At 65.8% G+C, this 4,115-nt stretch carries 1 protein-coding gene and 1 pseudogene; both read right to left on the reverse strand.

Going from position 1 to position 4,115, the window contains the following annotated elements; all coding sequences use genetic code 11:
* Positions 1 to 695: 695 nt before the first annotated feature.
* Positions 696 to 2,897: a TolB family protein gene (locus WA805_RS21000; RefSeq protein ID WP_425243176.1), complete on the reverse strand. Its 2,202-nt coding sequence runs from the start codon at positions 2,895 to 2,897 to the stop codon at positions 696 to 698.
* 610 nt (positions 2,898 to 3,507) lie between these two features.
* Positions 3,508 to 4,074: pseudogene (locus WA805_RS21005) on the reverse strand (ISAs1 family transposase); the annotation flags it as partial.
* Between the last annotated feature and the right edge of the window lie 41 nt (positions 4,075 to 4,115).

Genomic DNA, 4,115 nt, shown 5'->3' on the forward strand with positions numbered 1-4,115 from the left:
CGGTTCGAATCCGGCCAGCCCGACACTCGGTGAAGTCGCAAGAGATCGGAATGACCCCGCGGTTCCGGGGAGCGGGCCGGGCGGCCGTCCGGTGGGCTGGTAGACGCGATCGGGGTTGAGCACGAGCTCACGGGAGGAGCTCGCTGGTGGCGACGTTGATGACGCGGATGTTCAGGTCAGCCCGACACGGCCAGCCCAACGCGGACGGAGCCGCTGCGCGGCAGGCACGCTTCGTGTATCGCCGGACCACACGCTGACGGCGGACTCAGGCTCACTTCACCGCGATGCTGGGACGCGGCGTGCGAGATCCGCCTTAGCGCGGATTGTCCGCCGTGTGGCTAGCCCGGACCGGGAGCCTCATATCTGGCTGTTATGGGCGCGCGACTTGGCGGCGCACCGTGCCGGGCTCGCCCGGAATCAGTTGAGCCGCCAGATCCGTCCTCGCAATGCCGCTGGACCAGCAGGCCAGCATCGGAGACCACCTTGAGCATCGGGCTGGGACGGACCGGTATGCGGTTCGAGGCGAGCCGCCTCGCGATGGGACGTGAGCCGACATCCGGTGAGGTCATCTCCAGCGGCATTAAGGCGTGAGGGGCAATATGAGCTGTTGCAGACATGCGCGCGCTGAAGATGAGCGCTTTCGAATAGCACGATGAGGTCGCACCTGCTGCCCGTCCTTTCAGCGGGATCGTGAGTCACGCTCCCAGCCAGGCGGGATTTTCGCCGGGCGTGATGGGGGCCCACGCAGGCTGGGGAGTTAGGCAGCCAAGGTAGATGGTGTCGGCTGCGGTCTGCTGATTGTCGAACAAGAGGCATGGCTTTCCCGCACCCGTGATCCAGTCGGGCTGGATGCTGAATCCCGTTAGTGAGCTAAAAGTGAAAGTCTTTTCGCTAGCGAAGCTGTATACATACAGGGCGCTGTAGGTGCTGTAGGCCAAGTAATGGCCGTCTGGCGACAGCGCGACGAAATAGACGTTGCCGGTTGCCTGCGTGCGAAACCGTACGCGGCCACCGGGCAGGTTGTACACACACGCTTGCAACGAGCCGGGCTGCGCGCATACGGCGGCGAGTTGGTTACCTGCGGCGTCGGCGGAAAGCGAATAGATCGACACCGCCTGCTGAAGCTGGACCACATGCGCGGGGCCGCCGGCCAGCGAGACGCGCATGACGACAGGGGAAGTCGTCGTCCAGCCGCCGTTGCTTTCGTGGACGAGGCGGCTCCGCTGGTAGAAGACTTCCCGTGCCCTGCTCGCGAGCGTAGGGAGCGTATCGGTCTCGCCGGGAGGCGGGTCTGTGAGCGCGCGGATCTCGTTTCCGGTCGGCCCGACGAGCTGGATATCCGAGACGAGCGAGTTCAGGCTGGGGTTGTAGATGAAGCTGCTGGCGTCGGTTCCGACCGGGATGAACCTGCTGCCGTACGGGGCGAAGTCCAGGGGATGAATATTCGTCCCGTTGAGTCGTCCGGCAAACACGCTGCCGTTACCGGAAGAGTTGTTCTGGAACAGCAGGACGTCACCCTGCTGGGCCGGGTCTAGCTGTGCGAGCGTCGTGAGCCCGTTCAGGGGTTGCGCGGTAAGACGGGGCACGACGAGAACAGCGGCGAGCTGAGCCACCCCAAGAACGACGATCATGCCGACGATCCGGACGCGGGTCGCCCAGGTCGGCCTGGCGAACCATCCGCCCAGGAGGCCGATCAGCAGCCCTAGGACGAATGTGCCGATCAGCAAGATCGCAGAACGGTACGTATCCCACAACGAACGCCAGTTGATGCTGACGGGCGAGGGCTTCCCCGGAGCCAGGGTCCCGCCCAGCCAGACCGGGCGATCGCCCGGCCCTATCAGGGCGGTGCCGGTCGAGGGGGACAGACAGGACAAGTAGATCTGGTCGCCCGACGTTTGTGAATTCGTAAACAGGAGACAAGGTGCGCTGGAGTCGGCTACCCAGCTGGGCTCCCGGTTATTTCCCGGCAGGCTCGACACCATGACGGTTTTCCCGGTAGAGAGATCACGCACGTATATCTGCGACGTGCCGTAGGCGTTGCCGGAGAAATCTTGGTAGGCGAGGTATTGCCCGTCCGGCGAGATGGAATCGTCCCCTACCGGGGAGCTGGTGCCGAATGTGGTGGCGTACCGCGTCCGGCCGCTGGGGATGTCCAGGACACACGCTTCGCCGGAACACTGACCGGCCAGCAACGTACCGGCCGTGTTAACCGACAGCGGGCCCGCAGTGACCTGGCGCACGGTCCGGACCTGGGCAGGCGGGCTTGTCGTCGCGATCTGGACCTTCATTAGCCGGGTTCCGGTCGCAGCCCCGTTCGGTCCGCTCCAGATGTAGGTCGTGCGCAGAAAGTAGACCTCGCCGCGAGAGGTGATGACAGGATCGGTATCGGTCTCGTTGGCCGGGGGTGAGGTGAGGAAACGCAGCGCCTTTCCGGACAGGGTCTGCAGTTCCAGGCCGTCAGCGTGCTGCTTGCCGTCGGCCGCCGAGACGATCAGTTGGCTGCTGCCGACGAGGGCGAACTGGCCGTTGCCCGGCGCGAGCCCGAGACCCTTGTGCCCGTTTCCGTTCAGGCTGCTTTCCACCAGGTGCGCGTCCCCGGTGGTCTCGCTTGTCACCGACAGGAAGGTCCGTGTCTCCTGGGCCCCGTCTATCGTTCGGACCGGCACCAGTCCGACGGCCGATGCTGCGGTGGAAGCATCCCCCGGACTGGCAGTCACCGGAGAGGACTGCTGGAGGTACGTCATGCAGATGTCCACCGCGGCGACGACTAGGAGGATGGCCACCACCCGGCGCGGTGTCGCCCATTTCGGCGGCTCGATCCAGCCCAGTATCACGCCGACGAGCAATCCGCCCGTGACAACAGTCGAGATGGTGAGCCAGGCTCCCAATGTGGACATGTGCTAATCATCCAGGGGCCGCGGCGCGTCACTGCTGGCTAGGTGACAACTACGAGAGCCGGCGGGAAGCTCGTACGAAGAGTAACCGAAATCTTCGCGCGCCCGCGCACACTCCCGCCGATCTGTACGCTAGCGACTCAATCCTGGCTGAGTAGGTGGTCGCGCCAGATCAGGTTGTTCTGGTGCGCCGTCGGTGCGGGGGGCAGGATGGCAGGCCGTGCATGGTTCGGGGTACACGGCAGGTCCGCTCGCTGGTCGCTGCGGGGTAGGCCGGGGGGCTACGACTAGCCCCGCCTGCCCTGACAGGCGACGACAGCCTGCATCCGAAATACCAGCTCCTGGCCAGTTGCTTCGGCCGCGTCGAGGCCCCGCACCGGACATCGACGTGGAAGCTGCCTATCTGGAAGCCGAGGGCACGGTCGACAGCAAGGGCTGCCAAAGGCGATTCAGTCCGTCAGGGACCCGGCAAAGTCGTTCATGCAGCCTGAAGCAGCTTTAGCGTCCGCTGCGGGTCGCGAGCGTGGTGGCGGTTGGCGGCGGCGATGTTCGTGTGGCCGTCCAGGCGCAGCAGGCTGATGGCCAAGCTGCGCAGCGATGCCATCACGCGGGGCGCGTTTCCTGTCCTGACCATTGATTTGTCTTCCTGATAGGTCACGTCGCGGACCCAGTGGAGCTTGTTCTCTATCTCCCAGTGCCCGCGGACCCAGGCGGCCAGGGTGGCGGGATCGGCGTCGCGGTCGCTGGTGATCAGGTACACGACCTCGACGGTCTTCTTGCCGTTCACGGTGACCGTGCGGCGCAGCTGCGCGACCTGGGCGGCGCCGTCGAACCCGATCCAGGCCGGCGCCAGCGCGGCCTTGATGGTGCGGCGGGCCCTGCGGCCGTGGTCCGTGCTCACGGCGGACACGGCTGGGATCGCGGGCCAGGGCAGCTTCTTCAGCTGCCGGTACAGCGTGGGCATGTTGGCCTTGACGGTCATCACGTAGTCGGCATCCCGGCCGAGGATGGCCTGCGCGGTGTCATGCTGCGTGTGCATTGCGTCGATCGTGAAGACTGCCCCGGCCAGGTCGGTGAACGCTTTCAGCAGCTCGCGCACCGCGGGGATCTCATTAGACTTCTCGTCCACGGCGACCTGGCCGAGGACCGCGCCGATGCCGTGCGCCAGCGCCGCGACCAGGTGCGGGGCCTTCCCTCCCTTGCTCTTCGCGCCGCGGACGG

It is taken from the genome of Trebonia sp. (assembly GCF_049794275.1).
Classification (GTDB): Bacteria; Actinomycetota; Actinomycetes; order Streptosporangiales; family Streptosporangiaceae; genus Trebonia.

Excerpts from the sequence above, each read along its gene's own strand:
- WA805_RS21000 (WP_425243176.1), bottom strand. The coding sequence starts at position 2,897 with ATGTCCACATTGGGAGCCTGGCTCACCATCTCGACTGTTGTCACGGGC.